Consider the following 19005-nt stretch of genomic DNA (forward strand, 5'->3'; position numbering starts at 1 on the left):
TTAAATTCAAAAAACAGATTTTCATGAGTAGAATTTTATCATTGTATGCTTTACTTGTTTTTTAGTAGTATTATTCTGCTTGAAAAAAGATAAACAATGGAACAAATGAAACTTGTATCTTGTCTATATATTGAAACCATAATAAAAGTGAGGGCAGTTTTTATGTTTATTCAAATAAGTTTGAGGTGTGGAAATGGAACAGACGTTTATTGAAAAGTGTAATCATGATGAGCTGGACTATGTTATAAAAGACTATTGGCAAGATGTATGGAATTATTCATTTATTATTACGAAAGATCCACACTTATCAGATGATATCACACAAGATGTATTTATAAAGGTGTTTAAAAATTGGAATTCATTTCGAAAGGAGTCATCTGTTAAAACGTGGATATTAAAAATCACAAGAAATACGGCAATAAACTATTTGAAATCCTCCTATTTTAAAAGGATATCTTTAATAGGATTTTTTAGTGACGATAAGCAATCCTTGTCAGCAGAACAAGAATTTTTTAAGCAAGAAGAAATGAATGATGTGTGGAAGGTTGTATTAGAACTACCTAAAAAGCACCGTGAAATAATTATATTGGACGCAAAATATGAATTATCTTATGAAGAAATGGCTGAAACATTAGGAGTATCCATTGGAACTGTAAAATCGAGATTAAGTAGAGCGAGAAGTAAGGTTTCAAAATTAATAGGGGAGGGTAGTAGTGATGAACAATAAACAAAATCCTGACTGGTATAGAAAAATAAAAAAAGGGCCAATGGAGAATCGTAAAGATGAAGAAGAATTTATTTCTAAAATAAAGCAGTCTATATATGAAAATAATGAAGTGGATTTTGTAAAACATAAAAGACCATTTCGTAAAAAAGCATTACCTATTGTAGTTGTTTTGGTTTGTACAATGTTATTTTTCATTGTTCAACAACCTTGGCTTGATGATAATAAATCACCGGTACAAAGTAGTACTCAAATTAAGCCTAAAACAAAAGATGAGTCTGCTCAAGATCCATCATTAAAACAATTTATGAATGAACTATATCAAAGTACGAACTCAAAAAATGAAAATGACCTGTACAAAGCGTTAAATGATGAAGTTCTATTTAAAGGGAAGAGTTATAAGAAGGATGAACTGAAGTTTGATGAAGATATTTTTCATGAGTTGCAAGTCGCCCTTACAATGGGAGGAGAGTTTGCAAAAGATACAAAGCAAGTATATAAAGTACCAAGTGGATTGACAGAAAGTAACCAACCAAACCAAGCGCATTTTATATATGCAACTGTTACTGGAAATAAAACGAAAATTTTAGCTGAACCAAAGCGAGAATCACAAGTTTTATATGAAGTATCTAATGAAATGGTAAAAGCTTGGATTCCAGAAAAAGTACAGAATAATGGATATATAAAAATATCTACAATTAACGGTAATACTGGATATGTACAGAAAGAGTATGTTTTAACTGATATTAAATATTCATTTATGTTCGAAAAGAATAATGAAGGTATATGGAAAATAATAAATATAGATTCTATATGGTAAAAGAGGAAGGTTCATTAAAGTGAACCTTCCTCTTTATTTTTATTTTCTTTTTGAAGAGTATTCCAGTACTCTAAAATTTCTGATGTAACGAGAGCGGCAATGTTTTTTTCTGAATTACTACCAGGGATAACGACAGAAACGGCAATTTGTGGATCTTCCGTAGGAGCATACGCAATGAAAAGAGAGTGATTTATCATTCTTGCTTGCTCATTTGGAAAACCTGTAATACCTGTTTTACCTGCGACGTCAAAGGGCAACTTTTTAATTTCCTCTATATTTTGACTCATCCCACCTTGCACGACACTCCAAAAGTTCATCGGGTAACGATTTGAACTTTCTAAAATGGGTTTAAACTTTTTGGTTTCCTTACCATCTTGACCAATAATCGCACTTACGATTTGAGGTTTATATTTGTCGCCTTTACTTGCCAAAGTTGCTGCATATTGAGCGAGTTGAAGAGGAGTATGCACTTCATTTCCTCCCCAAGAGGCATTTAATAAAGCTGAAATCCCATTTTCAAATTTATTAGATGGATGGAATTCATATTGTCCGTCTTCTTCAAAGGGTAAATCAATCCCAGTTTTAGAACGTAGGCCGAATTGCATTAAATAATCTGTCCATATATGTGCCACTTTTTCTATATTTCCATTATTTTGGTTGAATAAGGGCAGAGCTACTTTTGCTGTCATAAATGTGTTAGATGAATTAATGATAGCCTGCCTCGGTGTAATCTCCCCTGTTGGTGTTCCAGGCGCATTCGTAATGTTATTTTGATTATCATACTGAAAAGTACCTTTATCTAAATAAGTATCTTCTGGTTGGAAAAGCTTTTCATTTAATCCAATTAAAATAGTGAGTGGTTTTATAGTAGAAGCCATATTTACATAAGATTCACCATACTTTAATTTTTGAATTGCTTTATTTTGCGAAAGAGATTTAATGTTTTCTTTTCTAGAAGATACATGTGTATTTAATATATTTGGATTAAAAGCTACCGAGTTGGCCATAGTTAAAATTGCGCCAGTTTTTGCATCGCTCACTATAGCATAACCAGCTTTAGCATCAGGTGTTTTCTTAATTTGAGATTTTAATGCTTCTTCTGCCTTTTGCTGCAACTCAGAGTCTAAAGCTAGCCGCACATCTTTTCCTTTTTGTACTTTTTGAATGTTCCATAAGAACTTTTTATTATTCAATTTAAAAATAAGAGTTTTGCCTGGTTTTCCTTTTAAATCATTTTCATATTGCAGCTCAATCCCGCTTTTTCCAACAGCCAAATGCTTTGAATTAAGGTCATTTTCTACATACCCAATTACCTGTGAACCAATTTCGTGTTTAGGGTAATATCGAATCCATTCATCTTTAATTATTACATTATTGGGTTTATTTTTGTTTATGAATGCAAGTTCATTCTCATTAATATCAGAGTATAACGGTATATCATTCATAGTCTTCTTTTTACAAGATTGTTGTAATTGAGATTTTATGTTCTCTGTAGAAATATCATGTTGAAACTCGCTTGAAAATTGGTTGAAAAAAGCTAATGTGTTTGATGTATCTTGTTTCGATAGCTTTTCATCATTAGAAGTGCAATATAGAGACTTAACTTTCTTATTTGTAGCTAGCATTACACCATTTTTATCAAAAATCTTTCCTCTTTCAGCTGAAGAAGTTGCGATAGTAATTGAAATGAAGTTGATTTTTAATAAAATTAGTAAAATCAAACCTACAATAGAAAGAACCGCAATAAATCTCCATCTTTTTGTATGTAACATATAACCCTCCCTTATGTAGCCTATTTCATCTTATATTTAATTATTTTTTTTGTAAATGTGGAACAACTTTATTGTTTAGGTTGTCTATTAAGTATTACAGCATGAAGAAAGGAATAATTAGCATGAAAATTTACTAGCAAGTTTATATGTAAGTTTAATAAGAGTCATTATACAGTTTAGCACTTCTAATGCAAGCGGCAAAAAATAGAGAGAAAACAAGAAGGGAGAGTTACTAATTCCATAGCTAAACGAAAAGGAATAGATGCTTACAAGGAATAAGCAAAAGATTGAGGCGATATTTATAACCGATTATCGGTATCTAATATATAAGGGATGTTTTTAGTATTTGTAGCAATTCCTGAAAGGATTAAATGGAGGATTTATGAAAGGACAAAAAGGCAAGAAGCAGAAGACATATATATCTATTCGATTAAATATAATGTTCCTTTGCATATTTGTACTATTCTCAGCTATTATTATGCAGCTAGGAAAGGTACAAATCGTTGAGGGAGAGGCTTATAAGAACCAAGTGGAAAGTAGTCAAAATGCAATAACTAGTATTCCAGTTCCACGTGGGCAAATTTTAGATCGAGAAGGGAAAATAGTTGTTAATAATAAATCTCTTCGCACAATTACGTATACAAGGGTGAAGGGAATTACGAGTGAAGATATTTTAAAAACAGCAAAAGACTTGGCGAAAGTACTTGAAATGCCTGAACAAGATATAAATAAATTAACAGATATCGATAAAAAAGATTTTTGGATGCAGTTGAATTCGAAACGTGCGGAGACAAAGATTACTAAGAAAGATATAGAAAAGTTTAAAGAAAAGGGTATAGAGGGAAAAGAGTTAGATAAAAAAATAGAAGACTTAAGAAGAGGTCGTGTTACAGAGGTAGAATTAGCAGAATTAACAGCACAAGATTTAAAGGTGTTAGCTATTAAAAGTAAAATGAGTTCAGGTTATCAACTAACACCACAAATCATTAAAAAAGATGTAACAGATGAAGAGTATGCGCGGATAAGCGAAAATCTTGCGAATTTTCCAGGAGTAGATGCAACTGTTGATTGGGAACGTAATTATGTAAACGGTAATTTATTTCGTTCTGTATTAGGAAATATTACGAGTAGTGAAGAAGGATTACCGAAAGAAAATTTAGATTCTTATTTAGTACGTGGATATAACCGTAATGATCGTGTTGGAAAAAGTTATATTGAACAACGATATGAAGATGTATTACACGGCACAAAAGAAGAAGTGAAAAATATTACTGATAAATCAGGAAACATTGTTAGCACAGAAATAATCTCTAAAGGAAAAAGTGGTAATAGTTTAACATTAACGATTGATATGGAATTACAAAAGAAAGTGGAAGAAAGTATAGAGAAAAACTTGAGAGCTTTTAAGAGTTCAGAGCCACTGCTCGATCGAGCTTTTGTTGTCATGACGAATCCAAATAACGGACAAATTTTATCAATGGCAGGCAAAAAGATTGTAGAAAAAGAAGGAAGAATAGAGGTTGAGGATTTGGCATTAGGTAACATGACAACTTCGTATGAGCTAGGGTCAGCTGTAAAAGGTGCTACTTTATTAACTGGATATGAGACAGGGGCAATACATCCAGGAGATCAATTTTATGACGCGCCGATGAAATTTAAAGGTACACAAGCTAAGAAATCGTGGAATGTATCCGGATTTGGTAATATTAATGATTTACGGGCTTTACAAGTATCTTCGAATGTATACATGTTCCAGACAGCTTTAAAAATTGCGGGAGTCAATTACGTACCAAATGGCTCATTGGATATTAAACAAGGAGCATTTGATACGATGCGCTATTATTTCAAGCAATTTGGTTTAGGTGTCCCAACAGGTATTGATTTACCGAATGAAATAATTGGACAAACGAGAAAAGTAGATAGTCAACCTGGTTTTTTACTAGATTTTTCTATCGGTCAGTATGATACGTATACGCCGTTGCAATTAGCGCAATATATTTCAACGATTGCGAATGGGGGTTATAGAATGCAACCTCAAATTGTACAAGAAATACGAGAACAATCAATAAAAGAAGAGGTTGGCAAAGTTATACGTTCCATAGAGCCTGTCGTATTAAATCGAATTGATATGAAGAAAGAACATATTGATCGTATAAAAGAAGGGTTTAGATGGGTATTCCAAGAAGGTGATGGAACTGGCGTGAAATATTTCAAAAACGCGCCATATAAACCAGCAGGAAAGACAGGAACAGCCCAAACTGTATATGGTGGAGATGACCCGATTGGTAGAAATGCAAAAGGAGAACGTATGGAATGTTATAACTTAACGTTAGTTGGATATGCTCCATATGATAATCCAGAAGTAGCATTTTCCGTAGTAGTTCCATGGCTTCATGATGATAAAAATGGAATTAATTCTATAATTGGAAAGGAAGTATTAGATGTATACTTTGATTTAAAACAGCAACGTATACATGGTGAATCTACTAGTACAGGTGGTTCCAAGCAAAATTAGAATACTTTTCTCAGGGAAGAGAACCTGTTTATATAAAGCCATTTATAAGTAAAAAAATGAAATGTGAAATAAGAGATAGTGGCGATCATAGCTACTATCTCTTATTTTGTTAATAATTCTCATACTAGCTATAAATTTTTTCAGTTTATGGAACAAATTTGGTTCGGTGATTGTCTATTATGTGTACGTATAAAAAGGTGCTAAAAATTTGGAAGGAATGATGATTTTGAAAAATAAGAGGATGCTAAAAATAGGAATATGCGTTGGTATATTAGGTTTAAGTATTACAAGCCTAGAAGCTTTTACAGGAGAGTCACTGCAAGTTGAAGCGAAAGAAAAGACTGGACAAGTGAAACATAAAAATCAGGCAACGCATAAAGAGTTCTCTCAACTTGAGAAAAAATTTGATGCTCGATTAGGTGTATATGCGATTGATACTGGTACAAATCAAACAATCTCTTATCGACCTAACGAAAGATTTGCCTTCGCATCAACATACAAGGCTTTAGCCGCGGGAGTATTACTACAGCAAAACTCAATTGATTCATTAAATGAAGTAATCACATATACGAAAGAAGACTTAGTGGATTATTCACCTGTTACAGAGAAACATGTAGATACTGGAATGAAACTAGGAGAAATTGCAGAGGCAGCTGTTCGTTCAAGTGATAATACTGCAGGGAACATTTTATTTAATAAAATAGGAGGACCGAAAGGATATGAAAAAGCGCTTAGGCATATGGGGGATCGGATTACTATGTCTAATCGCTTTGAAACAGAATTAAACGAAGCTATTCCAGGAGACATTCGTGACACTAGTACAGCGAAAGCTATTGCTACGAATCTTAAAGCTTTTACGGTCGGAAATGCACTTCCAGCTGAAAAACGTAAAATTCTTACAGAGTGGATGAAAGGAAATGCTACAGGGGACAAACTTATTCGTGCAGGCATACCAACTGACTGGGTAGTTGGAGATAAATCAGGTGCTGGTAGTTACGGGACAAGAAATGATATTGCTGTCGTTTGGCCTCCAAATAGAGCACCAATTATCATCGCAATTTTATCTAGTAAAGATGAGAAAGAGGCAATCTATGATAATCAACTCATTGCAGAGGCAACTAAAGTTATAGTTAAGGCTCTTAGGTAATAGTATTTTAGTTTTCGCATTTTTAACATGAAAGTATTAAAAGTATAAAGTTAGAAAACGACTCTTTTCTTGTAATAAGAGTCGTTTTTGTATTCTTATTATTAAAAAGGTAAAAGTAAAAATATAACGAATATATATGACATATCTCATACGAAATTTCATGTACTGCATTATTTTATTAATTTAAACAAATTTCAAGAAAGTATAATATAATTCAGTTAGCATATAGAAGTGTTTGATGAGAATGTAAAGGAGAAAATATGAAAAAGAAAATTAATAGAATTGTAATGATTATTTGTATATTAGTAGGTTTTACAATCTTTTTATATTTACAGAACAATTTAATAAGTATAACTGAGGTTAAAATAACCTCTAGTAAAATACCATCCTCTTTTAAAGGGTATAAAATTCTACAAATTTCAGACTTACACAATAAAAAATTTGGCGATAATCAAGATGTGTTAATTCAAAAAATAAAAAGTATAGACCTAGATATTATTGCGATTACGGGTGATTTAATTGACAGTAAATCATACGATGCAGAAGTGAGTATGCAATTAATACAAGAAATGGTAAAGAAGTATCCTGTATATTTTGTGACAGGAAACCATGAACAATGGTCTGGAAAGTATAACAGTTTAGAAAAAGAGTTGAAGAAATATGGTGTCAATGTTTTAAGGAATGAACATGTAGGCATTCGAAAGGGTGAGCAAGAAATAAACTTGCTAGGTATTGATGATCCAGAGTTTGTTACTGGAAACCGTGATGAAGGAAATATTATAATAGATGAAATTAAAAAAGCAAAAATTGAAATGCAGCCAGATAGATATAATGTATTATTATCCCATAGGCCTGAATTTATAAAGGAATATACGAATGAGAGGTTGGATTTGGTTTTATCGGGACATGCTCATGGAGGGCAAGTTAGATTGCCATTTATCGGTGGATTAGTTGCTCCAAATCAAGGTGTTTTACCTAAATATACAGCAGGTTTATATGTAGAACAAAATACATCAATGGTAGTGAGTAGAGGATTAGGAAATAGTATCATTCCGCAAAGAATTTTGAATAGGCCAGAGATTGTAGTCGTGCAGTTAAATTAAGCTGTACGATTTTTTTATGCAAAAGTGAGTAAAGAGATTTTATGTATTTTGCAGGAGTTAACATTACAATTTTGTTAAAAATTTTCTACGTTACATAAAGTAACAAAATTTGACCCTGATTGTTTGTTATAGTGTAAATAATCAAAAAACTTAAAATTTGTCGAGTGAAAATTGTGATAAGTAATTCATGTAAAAAACTTAAAGGGGTGTACACATGCATAAAGAATATGAAATTGAAGAATACACGGCGATTGAGGAACAAATACATTATTATTGTAAATGTTTATTAGTAAGTCATCCTGATCAAATAATAAAGTATTTAGAAAAAAGGTTAGAAAAATATGCAGAAACATTACAATATGCACATTTATATCCTGACACAGTTATTTTACCGTTACAGCAATTAGTTATTGAATATTCTTTAGATGTTGCTAGAATTCGGAAGTATATGAATTTAAAAACGTAAAGTGAAATTTATAGTTTAAATGAAACAGAGTCGATTTTAGGAAATGAAATTCTAATGTCGACTCTGTTTCATTGTTTAATATCGTTGATTGAACATACATACTAATCAATGAAGTTTGACATATAATTAAGCAAGGGTAAAATAAAAGTGAGTACTCACTCATTTTATTGAAAAAGGAGGATGAAACGTGCAACAACCTTCAATTATTTTACGGACTGTATCAAAAAGTTTTGGAAAAAAAGAAGTGTTACACAATCTTTCATTGCAAGTTGAAAAAGCAGAAATTTTTGGTTTTGTTGGACCTTCTGGATCGGGGAAAACAACGCTCATTAAAATGATTGCAGGTATTAATGAGGCAACGAAAGGTGAAGTGCTTGTTAATAATACTAATATGCCTAATTTAAATGAAATGAAAAGAATTGGTTATATGGCCCAGGCGGATGCATTATACGAAGAATTGTCAGCATATGAAAATGCAGATTTTATAGCAACGATGTATGGACTAAAGGGAAAACGTAAAAAGATAAGAATTGCAGAGGTTTTTGAACTTGTACAATTGTCACAGTATATGAAAAAGCAAGTACAACAATTTTCAGGTGGAATGAAAAAACGCTTATCATTAGCAATAGCGCTCCTTCACGAACCAGAAATATTAATTTTAGATGAGCCTACAGTGGGGATAGATCCGCTTCTTAGAAAAACGATTTGGGAAAAATTTTATGATCTTAAAAAGAAAGGCACAACGATTATTGTAACGACGCACATTATGGATGAAGCTGAATTTTGTGAGCGTCTAGGGTTAATTAGAGAAGGGAAACTAGTTGCGGTTGGAACAACTGAAGAATTGAAAAAACGCGTGTCATCTGGACGGATTGAAGATGTCTTTTTGCTAGAAGAGGTGGTGCCATCATGAGAGTTACTGGTGTAATTATACGTATTATTCGTCAATTTTTTCGAGATAAGCGTTCGTTAGCAATGATGTTTGGAGCACCGATGTTATTACTTTGGCTTTTGTCACTAGTGTTTACACAGAAAGACTATGTACCGCAAATTGCTGTTGTTGATATGCCCGCTCAAATAGTAAAAATGATGAAAAATCAAGAAGCGTCAATTTATGAATACAGTAAAGAAAAGGCGATTTCTGAGTTGGAAAAACAAAAGGTAGATGCAGTATTTCGTATAGAGAATGGAAAAATGAAACTTCTGTTGGAAGGTAGTGATTCGTCAAAAAATCGTGCTGTACTTCAAGTATTGCAAAAAAGTACAGAGAAGAATGATGTATCGATTATGAAACCTGAAGTAAATTATTTACATGGCTCTAAAGACTTTACGATGTTTGATGGGCTTGGTCCTGTATTAATTGGTTTCTTTACATTTTTCTTTGTATTTATATTATCAGGTGTATCTTTCGTAAGAGAACGTTTAAGTGGTACGCTAGAAAGGTTATTATCCACCCCAGTAAGAAGATGGGAAATAGTCGCAGGTTATATTATTGGTTTTGGAATCTTTGCCTTTATACAATCCATTATTATCGTAAGCTTTTCCGTTTATATTTTAGATTTATACGTAGCTGGCTCCATATGGCTAACGCTACTTATTACATGTATGCTCTCTTTAACTGCACTAACATTAGGTACGTTTTTATCGGCATACGCAAATAATGAATTTCAAATGATTCAATTTATACCGCTTGTTATTGTGCCACAAATCTTCTTTTCTGGATTGTTTCCAATGGAATCTATGAATAAGTGGCTACAAATGTTAGGGAAAGTATTTCCACTCACATACGGCGCTGACGCAATGAGACAAGTGATGATTCGGAATCAAGGGTTTACAGAGATTGCATTAGATCTTACTGTATTATTACTTTTTTCACTATTATTTGCAGTAGGAAATGTATTTGCTTTAAAGAAACATCGCAAAATATAATAATGACAAAAAGGAGCTTTATAAATGCAGAAGGATTGGCTGGAGGAATTAATAGCTGCAACTAATACGGATAAACGAAATGAACGTCAAATGCGAATATTAGAGGCGGCTGTTGATATGTTTGGAGAAAAAGGATACGCTTCAACTTCAACAAGTGAAATTGCAAAGCGTGCTGGTGTAGCGGAAGGAACCATCTTCCGCTACTATAAGACGAAAAAAGATTTATTGTTAGCAGTCGTCATGCCAACATTAACAAAGTTTGCTGCACCATTTTTCGTACAAACCTTCGCAAAGGAAATATTTAAATCGGAGTATGAATCATACGAAGGGTTTCTAAGAGTTGTGATTTATAATAGATTTGAATTTGCAAAAAAGCATTTTCCAATGATAAAAATATTAATTCAAGAAGTGCCATTTCAGCCAGAACTAAAAAATGAAATACAACATTTAGTAGAAACAGAGTTATTTTCACATTTTAAAAAGTTGATTGTAAAGTTTCAAGAAGACGGGGAAATTATTGAAATGCCGCCATCTTCAGTATTAAGACTTACTTTATCAGCTGTATTAGGTTTATTATTAACAAGATTTTTATTATTACCTGAAGAAAAATGGGATGATGATTTGGAAATTGAAAATACGATTCAATTTATACTGTACGGATTAACGCCACGAAATTAATCGTCGAAGTATGAATTACATATGTTACATTTAAGCAAAATAATAAATCGCCTTTAAAAAGGCGATTTATATTTGTTATATTTTTGATAAATAAGTACTTGTTTACGAAAAACATTCTAGATTAACGTACTTCTTTGTCTCTTCTTCTAAGACCTAATAATCCTGCTAGTCCTAATAAACCGAGCCAAGCCCAATTATTATTTCTATCACGATTATCATTTAAATCATTTGTCGTATTTACATTTCGAGTTCTCACATCATTATTAACTCTGTCTAAATTATTGTCATTAACTCGAGTTGAAATATCAGTGTTATTAACTCTATTCATATGATTTCCATCGTATTCAGCTTGGGCAGATGTACCTAAAAACATAATAGATAGTGCTAAAACACTTAAAATAGATGATAATTTTTTCTTCATAAATTTCCCCTCCTTTCTTACGTATTACATTCTCCAACTCTTTTGTGCATTATTCATTTGTGATAGTATCAAACCATGATTTTAAAGCGAACATCTTTACGTCGTAGAGCTAAATAACTGTTAAAATGGCATTGAATATGTGCATTAAAATATTAAATAAAACAAACTTTGATTACGATACTAAACTTAGTACAATTTATATAGTACGGACTAGTACAAAGGAGGTAATGAAATGCGACAATTTGCAAAACCAACAATTGTTGTGAGTAAATGTTTAGAATTTGATGCTTGTCGTTATAATGGAGAGATGATTCCAGATGTAACAATACGAAATTTGCAGCCATTTGTTACATTTATACCTGTTTGTCCAGAAGTGGAGATTGGATTGGGAACTCCTCGTGAAACGATACGAATTGTAGAAGAAAATGGTGAGAACAGACTTGTGCAACCGTCGACACGAGAAGATGTAACTGAAAAAATGGAGCAGTTTTCAAATGACTTTTTACAAACGATATCGGATGTGGATGGTTTTATTTTAAAGAATCGTTCGCCAAGTTGTGGTACGCGTGATGTGAAAATTTATTCTGGTTTTGAAAAAGCGCCAGCAAAGGGAAAAGGATCGGGCTTATTTGGCGGAGCAGTAGTAAAAAATTTTTCGCATCTTCCTATTGAAGAGGAAGGCAGATTGTCGAATTTTATTATTAGAGAGCATTTCTTTACAAGACTATTTACAATCGCATATTACAAAATGATTAAACATAATAAAAATATGAAAGACCTTGTATCGTTTCAGTCGGACAATAAATATTTATTTATGGCATATAATCAAGTGAAACAAAAGGAATTAGGGCGTATAATTGCAAATCACAAAAATGAAAAGATTGAAGTTGTATTTGAAAACTATGAGAAGACTTTATATGAATTATTTATGCGTACACCCCGCTATACATCGAATGTAAATGTATGTGAACATATTTTTGGATATTTTAAAACAAAATTGAAAAAACAAGAAAAAGATCATTTTTTAGATCTGATACAAAAATATAAAGAAAAGAAAAGCCCGCTTAGTAGTATACTTGCAATTTTAAAATCATGGGCTCTTCGATTTGATGAAAAGTATTTATTACGACAAACATATTTCGAACCATACCCTGAAGCTTTAGTAGAGATTTCAGATTCGGGTAAAGGTAGAGATTATTAAACAATAAATTACATATTTCGACAAGAAAACTCCTATGTTGTTGTAGAACAATGTAGGAATTTTTTTGTGCATTAGTACAGAATCTGTTTTAAAATTAAGTTATGACAGAATTGTAGCAATTGTCTAACTAATATTCTTGTCTTTTAAGTTGTTATGTTTGTAGTAGAAACTCGCACGCTGTCGAAACTCAATATTCGATAAGGGGTGTGTAGCGGAATGGAATTTACTCTAACTCGCGAAAAACAAATGATTAAAGAAATGGTACGTGACTTTGCTGAAAAGGAAATCGCACCGAAAGCTGTATATTATGACAAAACTGCAGAGTTTCCATATGAAACATTTCAAAAAATGGGCGAACTAGGATTATTAGGCATCCCATTCCCAGAAGAGTATGGAGGTTCAGGTGGCGATACTGTATCGTATGCGTTAGCAGTTGAAGAAATTGGTCGCGCTTGTGGTGGCACTGGTTTAAGCTATGCTGCAACAATTTCATTAGGTGCTTCTCCAATTTATTATTTCGGTACAGAAGAACAAAAACAAAAGTATTTAGTTCCAATGGCGTCAGGTAAAACATTAGGTGCCTTCGGATTAACGGAGCCGAATGCTGGATCAGATGCAGGTGGTACTCAAACGAAAGCGGTACTAGATGGCGATGAGTATGTAATCAGTGGTGAGAAGTGTTGGATTACAAACGCAGAGTATGCAAATACCATTATTGTAACCGCTGTCAACGGTGTTGAAGAGAATGGTAGAAAACGCATTTCAGCATTTATCGTACCTACTACTAGTGAAGGATTAACGATTTCTAGTCCTTACGATAAAATGGGCGTTCGCGCTTCTAATACTTGTGAAATCGTACTTGATGGTGTTCGTGTACCGAAAGAAAATATTCTTGGTGATGTAAATAAAGGTTTTAAACAATTTTTATATACACTTGATGGAGGACGTATTTCAATCGCAGCATTGGCAGTTGGTATTGCGCAATCAGCCTTTGAACGTGCATTGCAATATGCGAAAGAACGTCAACAATTTGGAAAGTCAATCTCTAATTTCCAAGCGATTCAATTTAAATTAGCTGATATGGCGACTGAAGTAGAGCTAGCACGCAATTTAGTACATAAAGCAGCTTGGTTAAAAGATAACGATAAACCTTTCGGTAAAGAAGCGGCAATGGCAAAATTATTTGCATCGGAAGCGGCAAGCCGTATTGCGAATCAAGCAGTACAGATTCATGGTGGATATGGCTATATGCGTGAATATGAAGTTGAACGACATATTCGTGATGCGAAACTATTAGAAATTGGTGAAGGAACTTCTGAAATTCAACGTCTCGTAATTGCTAGACATTTAGGATGTAGATAAAAGGGAGGAATCACTATGTTTCAAAAAATATTAATTGCGAATCGCGGGGAAATCGCTGTTCGTATTATGAAAACTTGTCAAAAACTTGGCATTCGCACTGTTGCTATTTATTCTGAAGCAGATGAAAATGCCCTTCATGTGAAAATGGCAAATGAAGCTTACTTAGTAGGTGGACCGCGTGTCCAAGAAAGCTATTTAAACCTTGAAAAAATTATTGAAATAGCTAAGAAGACAAATGCAGAAGCAATTCATCCGGGTTATGGTTTATTATCAGAGAATCCGTCTTTTCCGGTTCGCTGCAAAGAAGAAGGAATCGTATTTATCGGTCCTTCAGAAGAAATCATTACGAAGATGGGAAGTAAAATCGAATCACGTATCGCAATGCAAGCAGCAGATGTCCCAGTAGTCCCAGGTATTACTACAAATATTGAAACTGCTGAAGAAGCAATTGAAATTGCAAAACAAATTGGTTATCCATTAATGCTTAAGGCATCCGCAGGCGGCGGAGGCATTGGTATGCAGTTGATGGAAACTGAGCAAACGCTCACCAAAGCGTTTGAAAGTAATAAAACGAGAGCGCAAAACTTCTTCGGTAACGGAGAAATGTATTTAGAGCGATATATAGCAGACGCGCATCATATTGAAATTCAGCTTTTAGCAGATACACATGGTAACACAGTGTATTTATGGGAGCGTGAATGTTCGGTACAGCGCCGAAATCAAAAAGTAATCGAAGAAGCACCTTCACCATTTTTAGATGAAGGTACACGAAAGGCGATGGGAGAAGTTGCTGTACAAGCTGCCAAAGCACTTGGTTATACAAATGCAGGTACAGTTGAGTTTCTTGTAGATGATCAGAAGAACTTCTATTTCTTAGAGATGAATACGAGATTACAAGTAGAGCATCCAGTGACAGAAGAAATTACGGGATTAGACCTTGTAGAACAACAACTTCTGATTGCAAGTGGAGAGAAACTATCATTTACTCAGGATGATGTAAAACGTAGTGGTCATGCCATTGAAGCTCGTATTTATGCAGAGGATCCGAAAACATTCTTCCCGTCACCTGGGAAAATTACAGATTTAACATTACCGTCAAATGTACGGATTGATCACTTCTTAGAAAATCATGTAACGATTACACCTTTCTATGATCCAATGATTGCGAAAGTCATTGCACATGGCGAGACTCGTGAAGAAGCAATTTCAAAATTACATGATGCTCTAGAGGAATTAAAAGTAGAAGGTATTAAAACGAACACACCAATGCTACTGCAAGTTTTGGAAGACGAAGTGTTCAAAGAGGGTATTTATACAACAGGCTTTGTAACGAAACAACTCGTTAAAAAATAAGATTTAACAATATTAAGGGGGAAAAAATGATGACGAAAGTATACGCATCGATGGCAGGAAACGTTTGGAAGATTGTTGTAGGAGTAGGAGATACAGTAGAGGAAGAGCAGGATGTCGTCATTTTGGAATCTATGAAAATGGAAATTCCAATCATTTCAGAAGAAGCTGGCACGGTTATGAAAATTAATGTGCAAGAAGGCGATTTTGTAAATGAAGGAGATGTATTATTAGAAATTGAATAGGGAGATATAGGGGGAAGCGAATTGAAACTACCTAATTTTGCTGTCATTAAAGAAGTCGGGCCACGTGATGGCTTACAAAATGAAAAAAAGATTGTTGGCACAAAAGATAAAGTAAAATGGATTCAACTACTTACAGAAGCAGGATTGTCGTATGTTGAAGTTTCCTCATTCGTTCACCCAAAATGGGTCCCTGCATTAGCGGATGCAAATGATGTATTTTCTGAGCTGAAAAGGGATCCAAATGTTACATATGCTGCGCTTGTTCCGAATCAAAATGGTTTGGAACGAGCTTTTTTGCAAAATGTAGATGAGGTGAATGTTTTTTTATCAGCAAGTGAATCTCATAATAAAAGTAATATTAATAAATCGATTAAAGAAGCATTAGTTGTAATTGAAGATATAACAAAACAGGCATTATTCGAAGGGAAAAAGGTAAGAGGCTATGTTTCTACTGTATTTGGATGTCCTTATGAAGGGGATATAAGTCTCGCAGCAGTTGACGAATTATGTAATCAACTATTTTCATACGGCATTTATGAAGTTTCTCTTGGGGATACAATCGGTGTAGCGAATCCATTACAAGTAGAACAAGTATTAGAACACCTATTAAAGAAGTATGATGCTTCGCAGTTTGCAATGCATTTTCATAATACGTATGGAATGGCTCTAGCGAATGTAGTTAAATCATTAGAATACGGTATTACAACGTTTGATAGTTCTTGTGGTGGACTCGGGGGCTGCCCTTATGCACCAGGAGCATCAGGTAATGTTGCCACTGATGACCTAGTACATATGCTCCATAAATTAGGAGTCCAAACGAATATAGACGAAGAAAAGTTATTGAGAGCTAGTCAATTTATTCAAAGTAAGTTGAATATCCAATTACCGAGTCATGTGTATAGAGCGCTTCAACATAAAACGATAAGTAGGTGAGTAGATGCTACAATTACAAAACATTTCCGTTGATTATGTAACACCTCACGTAGTAAAGATTTCGTTAAATCGTGCAAGACAAGCAAACTCATTATCTTTGGCATTATTAGATGAATTACAAACGATATTAACTCAAATAAGTGAAGATTCAAACGCACGTGTAGTTATTTTGACTGGTGCTGGTGAAAAAGCATTTTGTGCTGGTGCAGATTTAAAAGAGCGTGCCGGTATGAATGAAGAACAAGTTCGCCATGCTGTTAGTATGATTCGTACTACTATGAAGATGGTTGAACAATTACCACAGCCAGTTATTGCTGCTATAAATGGAATTGCACTTGGTGGTGGTACGGAATTAAGTTTAGCTTGTGATTTTAGAATTGCTGCTGAATCTGCAAGTCTTGGTCTTACTGAAACGACACTTGCAATTATACCAGGAGCAGGTGGTACACAGCGCTTACCGAGATTAATTGGTGCTGGTAGAGCGAAAGAATTAATTTATACAGGTAGACGTATTTCAGCGCAAGAAGCAAAAGAATACGGTTTAGTAGAATTTGTTGTACCAGCTAATTTACTTGAAGAGAAAGCGATTGAAATAGCAGAGAAAATTGCTAGTAATGGACCTATTGCTGTTCGATTAGCAAAAGAGGCAATTTCAAATGGTATTCAAGTTGATTTACATACCGGATTACAAATGGAAAAACAAGCGTATGAAGGTGTAATCCATACGAAAGATCGCATAGAAGGATTACAGGCATTCAAAGAAAAACGCAAACCGATGTATAAGGGGGAGTAAATATGTTAGACCAAAAACAACAATCTAATTCATTTGAAGAACGAGTTGAAACAATTAAACAAGGCGGGGCACCGAAATATCATGAGCAAAATAAAGCAAAAGGAAAATTATTCGTTCGAGACCGTTTAGCGCTTCTATTTGATAATGGCGAATATGTAGAAGATGCATTATTTGCTAACTGTGAACAAACAGGCTTACCTGCGGATGGCGTTGTAACGGCAACGGGTAAAATACATGGTCGTACTGCGTGTGTAATGGCCAATGATTCTACTGTAAAAGCTGGATCATGGGGATCACGCACAGTTGAAAAGATTTTACGTATTCAAGAAACAGCTGAAAAACTACGTGTTCCGTTATTTTATTTAGTTGACTCTGCTGGAGCGCGTATTACAGATCAAGTAGAAATGTTCCCAGGGCGCCGCGGTGCAGGAAGAATCTTCTATAATCAAGTGAAGTTATCAGGTAAAGTTCCTCAAGTATGCTTGTTATTTGGACCTTCTGCAGCTGGTGGTGCGTATATTCCAGCCTTTTGTGACGTTGTAATGATGGTAGAGGGAAATGCATCTATGTATTTAGGATCTCCTCGTATGGCTGAGATGGTTATCGGTGAGAAGGTAACTTTAGAAGAGATGGGCGGAGCTCGTATGCATTGCTCTGTATCAGGATGCGGAGATGTTTTATGTAAGACGGAAGAAGATGCGATTACACAAGCAAGACAATACATTTCATATTTTCCAAACAACTATTTAGAAAAGAGTCCATTGGTTACACCTCAAGAACCGAAACAATTCGATAAAACGTTAGAACAAATCATTCCAGAAAATCAAAATGCTCCTTTCAATATGAAAGATCTCATTAATAGAGTTATTGATGAAGGTTCATTCTATGAAGTAAAAAAATTATTTGCTCAAGAGCTAATTACAGGCTTAGCACGTATTGATGGTAAGCCAGTTGGTATTATTGCAAATCAGCCGCGTATGAAAGGCGGCGTATTATTCCACGATTCAGCGGATAAAGCTGCTAAGTTTATTAATTTATGCGATGCATATCATATTCCATTATTATTCCTTGCGGATGTACCAGGATTTATGATTGGTACAAAAGTAGAGCGTGCCGGTATTATTCGCCACGGTGCAAAAATGATTTCTGCAATGAGTGAAGCAACTGTACCGAAGATTTCTATCGTTGTTCGTAAAGCATATGGCGCTGGTTTATATGCGATGGCAGGTCCAGCATTTGAACCAGATTGCTGTCTGGCATTACCGACAGCTTCTATTGCGGTAATGGGTCCAGAAGCTGCGGTTAATGCTGTATATGCAAATAAAATTGCAGCTTTACCAGAAGAAGAGCGTGCTAGCTTCATTGCTGAAAAACGTGAAGAGTATAAGAAAGATATTGATATATACCACTTAGCATCAGAGATGGTGATTGATGGTATTGTTCATCCAAACAATTTACGTGAAGAGTTAAAAGGACGTTTCGAAATGTATATGAGCAAATATCAAGTATTCACAGATCGTAAACATCCTGTATATCCAGTTTAAAA

General features: G+C 34.1%; 18 protein-coding genes. 16 read left to right on the top strand and 2 right to left on the bottom strand.

The window, feature by feature from the left end; genetic code table 11:
• Positions 1-193 precede the first annotated feature (193 nt).
• On the top strand, positions 194-727 hold the full coding sequence (locus EBQ15_RS05315; protein WP_000438334.1) for an RNA polymerase sigma factor: 534 nt from the start codon (positions 194-196) through the stop codon (positions 725-727).
• Entirely contained in the window at positions 717-1544 is an 828-nt protein-coding gene (locus tag EBQ15_RS05320; RefSeq protein WP_001060758.1) for an SH3 domain-containing protein, read from the top strand. The genes EBQ15_RS05315 and EBQ15_RS05320 overlap by 11 nt, the downstream gene beginning before the upstream one ends.
• A gap of 14 nt (positions 1545-1558) precedes the next feature.
• Here the strand turns inward: EBQ15_RS05320 and EBQ15_RS05325 are convergent, their stop codons facing one another.
• Positions 1559-3316, bottom strand: a complete 1758-nt coding sequence (locus tag EBQ15_RS05325) for a peptidoglycan D,D-transpeptidase FtsI family protein (protein WP_000903354.1) — start codon at positions 3314-3316, stop codon at positions 1559-1561.
• A gap of 382 nt (positions 3317-3698) precedes the next feature.
• Between EBQ15_RS05325 and EBQ15_RS05330 the strand changes: the two genes are divergently transcribed.
• The 7 genes from EBQ15_RS05330 (at position 3699) to EBQ15_RS05360 (ending at position 11154) form a co-directional block, all read left to right on the top strand.
• Positions 3699-5831 (top strand): peptidoglycan D,D-transpeptidase FtsI family protein, encoded by a 2133-nt coding sequence (locus tag EBQ15_RS05330; protein ID WP_000678282.1) that lies wholly within the window; start codon positions 3699-3701, stop codon positions 5829-5831.
• Between the two features lie 220 nt (positions 5832-6051).
• Positions 6052-6978, top strand: coding sequence for a class A beta-lactamase Bla1 (bla, locus tag EBQ15_RS05335; RefSeq protein ID WP_033683998.1), 927 nt, complete (start codon positions 6052-6054; stop codon positions 6976-6978).
• 260 nt (positions 6979-7238) lie between these two features.
• A complete protein-coding gene (locus tag EBQ15_RS05340; RefSeq protein WP_000727183.1) occupies positions 7239-8081 on the top strand; it encodes a metallophosphoesterase in 843 nt (280 codons plus the stop codon).
• A 214-nt stretch (positions 8082-8295) separates the two neighbouring features.
• Positions 8296-8547, top strand: a complete 252-nt coding sequence (locus EBQ15_RS05345) for a hypothetical protein (RefSeq protein ID WP_000548621.1) — start codon at positions 8296-8298, stop codon at positions 8545-8547.
• Between the two features lie 187 nt (positions 8548-8734).
• Complete coding sequence (locus tag EBQ15_RS05350; protein ID WP_001187066.1) at positions 8735-9460, top strand: ABC transporter ATP-binding protein; 726 nt, start codon at positions 8735-8737, stop codon at positions 9458-9460.
• Entirely contained in the window at positions 9457-10476 is a 1020-nt protein-coding gene (locus EBQ15_RS05355) for an ABC transporter permease (protein ID WP_001266755.1), read from the top strand. The genes EBQ15_RS05350 and EBQ15_RS05355 overlap by 4 nt, the downstream gene beginning before the upstream one ends.
• A 24-nt stretch (positions 10477-10500) precedes the next feature.
• Positions 10501-11154, top strand: coding sequence for a TetR/AcrR family transcriptional regulator (locus tag EBQ15_RS05360; RefSeq protein ID WP_001168186.1), 654 nt, complete (start codon positions 10501-10503; stop codon positions 11152-11154).
• A 121-nt stretch (positions 11155-11275) separates the two neighbouring features.
• On the opposite strand, the gene EBQ15_RS05365 is transcribed toward EBQ15_RS05360, so the two are convergent.
• Complete coding sequence (locus tag EBQ15_RS05365; RefSeq protein ID WP_000728148.1) at positions 11276-11575, bottom strand: WGxxGxxG family protein; 300 nt, start codon at positions 11573-11575, stop codon at positions 11276-11278.
• A gap of 232 nt (positions 11576-11807) precedes the next feature.
• Between EBQ15_RS05365 and EBQ15_RS05370 the strand changes: the two genes are divergently transcribed.
• The 7 genes from EBQ15_RS05370 to EBQ15_RS05400 all read left to right on the top strand — a co-directional run bounded on the left by EBQ15_RS05370 (position 11808) and on the right by EBQ15_RS05400 (position 19003).
• Positions 11808-12776: a YbgA family protein gene (locus EBQ15_RS05370; RefSeq protein ID WP_001248646.1), complete on the top strand. Its 969-nt coding sequence runs from the start codon at positions 11808-11810 to the stop codon at positions 12774-12776.
• 216 nt (positions 12777-12992) lie between these two features.
• Positions 12993-14138 (top strand): acyl-CoA dehydrogenase, encoded by a 1146-nt coding sequence (locus EBQ15_RS05375; RefSeq protein ID WP_000397282.1) that lies wholly within the window; start codon positions 12993-12995, stop codon positions 14136-14138.
• A 15-nt stretch (positions 14139-14153) separates the two neighbouring features.
• On the top strand, positions 14154-15491 hold the full coding sequence (locus tag EBQ15_RS05380) for an acetyl-CoA carboxylase biotin carboxylase subunit (RefSeq protein WP_000486742.1): 1338 nt from the start codon (positions 14154-14156) through the stop codon (positions 15489-15491).
• 26 nt (positions 15492-15517) lie between these two features.
• A complete protein-coding gene (locus EBQ15_RS05385) occupies positions 15518-15733 on the top strand; it encodes an acetyl-CoA carboxylase biotin carboxyl carrier protein subunit (RefSeq protein WP_001987345.1) in 216 nt (71 codons plus the stop codon).
• Between the two features lie 21 nt (positions 15734-15754).
• Positions 15755-16666, top strand: a complete 912-nt coding sequence (mvaB, locus tag EBQ15_RS05390) for a hydroxymethylglutaryl-CoA lyase (protein ID WP_000775429.1) — start codon at positions 15755-15757, stop codon at positions 16664-16666.
• Between the two features lie 4 nt (positions 16667-16670).
• On the top strand, positions 16671-17459 hold the full coding sequence (locus tag EBQ15_RS05395) for an enoyl-CoA hydratase (RefSeq protein ID WP_000939795.1): 789 nt from the start codon (positions 16671-16673) through the stop codon (positions 17457-17459).
• A 2-nt stretch (positions 17460-17461) separates the two neighbouring features.
• Entirely contained in the window at positions 17462-19003 is a 1542-nt protein-coding gene (locus EBQ15_RS05400) for an acyl-CoA carboxylase subunit beta (RefSeq protein ID WP_000886743.1), read from the top strand.
• The last annotated feature ends 2 nt before the right edge of the window (positions 19004-19005 follow it).

The sequence above is a fragment of the Bacillus sp. 2D03 genome (genome assembly GCF_003946765.1).
Taxonomy (GTDB): Bacteria; Bacillota; Bacilli; order Bacillales; family Bacillaceae_G; genus Bacillus_A; species Bacillus_A cereus.

Bases quoted from the DNA above. Each gene is read 5' to 3' on its own strand.
- EBQ15_RS05330 (WP_000678282.1), top strand. From the start codon at position 3,699: ATGAAAGGACAAAAAGGCAAGAAGCAGAAGACATATATATCTATTCGA.
- bla (WP_033683998.1), top strand. From the start codon at position 6,052: ATGATTTTGAAAAATAAGAGGATGCTAAAAATAGGAATATGCGTTGGT.
- EBQ15_RS05375 (WP_000397282.1), top strand. From the start codon at position 12,993: ATGGAATTTACTCTAACTCGCGAAAAACAAATGATTAAAGAAATGGTA.
- EBQ15_RS05360 (WP_001168186.1), top strand. From the start codon at position 10,501: ATGCAGAAGGATTGGCTGGAGGAATTAATAGCTGCAACTAATACGGAT.
- EBQ15_RS05400 (WP_000886743.1), top strand. From the start codon at position 17,462: ATGTTAGACCAAAAACAACAATCTAATTCATTTGAAGAACGAGTTGAA.
- EBQ15_RS05355 (WP_001266755.1), top strand. From the start codon at position 9,457: ATGAGAGTTACTGGTGTAATTATACGTATTATTCGTCAATTTTTTCGA.
- EBQ15_RS05325 (WP_000903354.1), bottom strand. From the start codon at position 3,316: ATGTTACATACAAAAAGATGGAGATTTATTGCGGTTCTTTCTATTGTA.
- EBQ15_RS05380 (WP_000486742.1), top strand. From the start codon at position 14,154: ATGTTTCAAAAAATATTAATTGCGAATCGCGGGGAAATCGCTGTTCGT.
- EBQ15_RS05340 (WP_000727183.1), top strand. From the start codon at position 7,239: ATGAAAAAGAAAATTAATAGAATTGTAATGATTATTTGTATATTAGTA.
- EBQ15_RS05395 (WP_000939795.1), top strand. From the start codon at position 16,671: ATGCTACAATTACAAAACATTTCCGTTGATTATGTAACACCTCACGTA.
- EBQ15_RS05320 (WP_001060758.1), top strand. From the start codon at position 717: ATGAACAATAAACAAAATCCTGACTGGTATAGAAAAATAAAAAAAGGG.
- EBQ15_RS05315 (WP_000438334.1), top strand. From the start codon at position 194: ATGGAACAGACGTTTATTGAAAAGTGTAATCATGATGAGCTGGACTAT.
- EBQ15_RS05365 (WP_000728148.1), bottom strand. From the start codon at position 11,575: ATGAAGAAAAAATTATCATCTATTTTAAGTGTTTTAGCACTATCTATT.
- EBQ15_RS05370 (WP_001248646.1), top strand. From the start codon at position 11,808: ATGCGACAATTTGCAAAACCAACAATTGTTGTGAGTAAATGTTTAGAA.
- EBQ15_RS05345 (WP_000548621.1), top strand. From the start codon at position 8,296: ATGCATAAAGAATATGAAATTGAAGAATACACGGCGATTGAGGAACAA.
- EBQ15_RS05385 (WP_001987345.1), top strand. From the start codon at position 15,518: ATGATGACGAAAGTATACGCATCGATGGCAGGAAACGTTTGGAAGATT.